Raw genomic sequence first — 1850 nt, 5'->3', positions numbered from 1 at the left:
AAACTATTATTCAAACCTTTTTTCGACGAGTTAAGTATTCCCTTACCAGATCTTGATGCCAATGTTCCTTCAAAATTTTTGAAACAGGTTGAAACCGTTTTTGAGCTGAAACCTGCAGTATTTAGTTTTATATTCGGCATACCTTCAAAAGAAATATTAAACGAAGCACGAAAGTTAGGCATTAAAACAGTGGGTGCAGCAACCACATTGGACGAAGCTTTAGCACTCGAAGAAGCCCGGGTTGATGCCATTGTTGCAACAGGATTTGAAGCGGGTGGACATCGTCCTTCATTCCTTAAACCGGCAGATGAATCGTTAACAGGGACTTTTGCATTGATCCAACAGGTAAAAGCGAAAACAAAAACACCTCTAATTGCTGCCGGTGGTATTGCCGATGCAAAAGGTATAAGGGCCGCATTAACACTTGGTGCAGATGCAGTTCAAATGGGTACCGCCTTTTTAGTAACCGACGAATCTAATGCAACGCCGATGCACAAGGCAAAACTTTTCTCCGAAGAATCAAAAAATACGGTGCTTTCTAAATCATTAACAGGAAGAATGGGCCGGATGATTGCTAACCGGATATCCAATGCTATTCATTATGAAACCGAGGTATTGCCCTTTCCGCTTCAAACCCGATTAATGGGGCCGTTACGAGCTGCTGCCATTGAGCAGGGCAAAACAGATATGTACAATTTCTGGTCGGGACAAAATGCGGTAAACTTAAAATATACTTCTGCAAAAGAATTAATGGAGGTGTTGGTTAAAGAGGTGAGGTAGTTGGCTTGGGGGATTGGTTAATTGTTTAAATCGGTAAACTGGTTATTGGTAACTGTTAACTGGCAACTGATCTTCGGACTCCCGACTAAAGACTCCGGACTAAGTGCTATTTCACCCGTACATTTTCTTCAGCTAACCTAACCGTTTCACTAATCCTTGTTGCTCTTGTTTCTGTTCTTTTGGCTTCTGATATCCATTTTAATATGGCTTTCTTTGAAGAACGAGGGAATTTATCCCAATGTGCTTGTGCTGATTTGTTGGCTTCAAATTCTTTTTTTAAATCATCGGGTACAATCAGATTTTCCACATCGTTTAGGGCATCCCACATGCCATTGGCTTTAGCTGTTTCGATCGACTGTAGTCCTGCATGGCTCATCAATCCTTGGGCTATCATGTGTAAAGCCTTATTCTTGTTAATTGCGCTCCAATTGCTTTTAGGTTTTCTTTTGGAGAAAAATTGATAGCGGCTTTCTTCATCACGTTTCATTGTTAAACTATCAATCCAACCATAACAGAGGGCTTCATCAACTGCGTTGCTATGTGGTAAACGATTTGCTGATGCATCTTTTTTATAGATAATTAACCAAACAGATACTTCTTTTTCATGGTTTTCGGCGAGCCATTGGCGCCAATCGGCCTGGGTTTTGGCATAAAAAGCTTTAACTCCGTTTTTTATTTCTTCCATAGCAATGATAGTTCATTAGTCATTCGTTCACTAGTCATTGGTCACTTCAATCTTAATTGGTTTTTTGTATAAATGGTTAATCGACTCCAAACGCCAAACGCCCAACTCCAAACTGGTTCACTCGGTTAATTGTTGAAATCGGTTAATTGACTCTAAACGCCAAACGCTCAACTCTAAACTACCATTGCTCATTTATCGTTAACGCTGTATATCAGCTGCACAACACCTGATGGAGCGCTTTTTGTTTCTTTTAATGTTAACCAAACCCGATTGGTAATTTYGCTGAACAGTAATTTTCCTTCACCCAATATTACCGGATGTACAGCTAGCTGAAACTCATCAACCATGCCGGCATTTAAAAAAGTCGATATTAATTTTGCACCAC

The 1850-nt window shown here is 40.2% G+C and carries 3 protein-coding genes; 1 reads left to right on the top strand and 2 read right to left on the bottom strand.

Annotated features, from left to right (window positions below; all coding sequences use genetic code 11):
- The coding region (locus tag AC1DPQ_RS26580) for an NAD(P)H-dependent flavin oxidoreductase (RefSeq protein WP_477611410.1) at positions 1 to 780 on the top strand (780 nt) is incomplete at its 5' end.
- A 106-nt stretch (positions 781 to 886) separates the two neighbouring features.
- Here the strand turns inward: AC1DPQ_RS26580 and AC1DPQ_RS26575 are convergent.
- Positions 887 to 1465 (bottom strand): YdeI/OmpD-associated family protein, encoded by a 579-nt coding sequence (locus AC1DPQ_RS26575; protein ID WP_477585045.1) that lies wholly within the window; start codon positions 1463 to 1465, stop codon positions 887 to 889.
- Between the two features lie 188 nt (positions 1466 to 1653).
- The coding region (locus tag AC1DPQ_RS26570) for a dihydrofolate reductase family protein (protein ID WP_477611409.1) at positions 1654 to 1850 on the bottom strand (197 nt) is incomplete at its 5' end.

It is taken from the genome of Pedobacter sp. 01T416_2 (genome assembly GCF_056398925.1).
Note: the sequence above shows the minus strand (reverse complement) of the source record. Positions and strands in the feature narration are given on the sequence as shown.

Bases quoted from the DNA above. Each gene is read 5' to 3' on its own strand.
- AC1DPQ_RS26575 (WP_477585045.1), bottom strand. From the start codon at position 1,465: ATGGAAGAAATAAAAAACGGAGTTAAAGCTTTTTATGCCAAAACCCAG.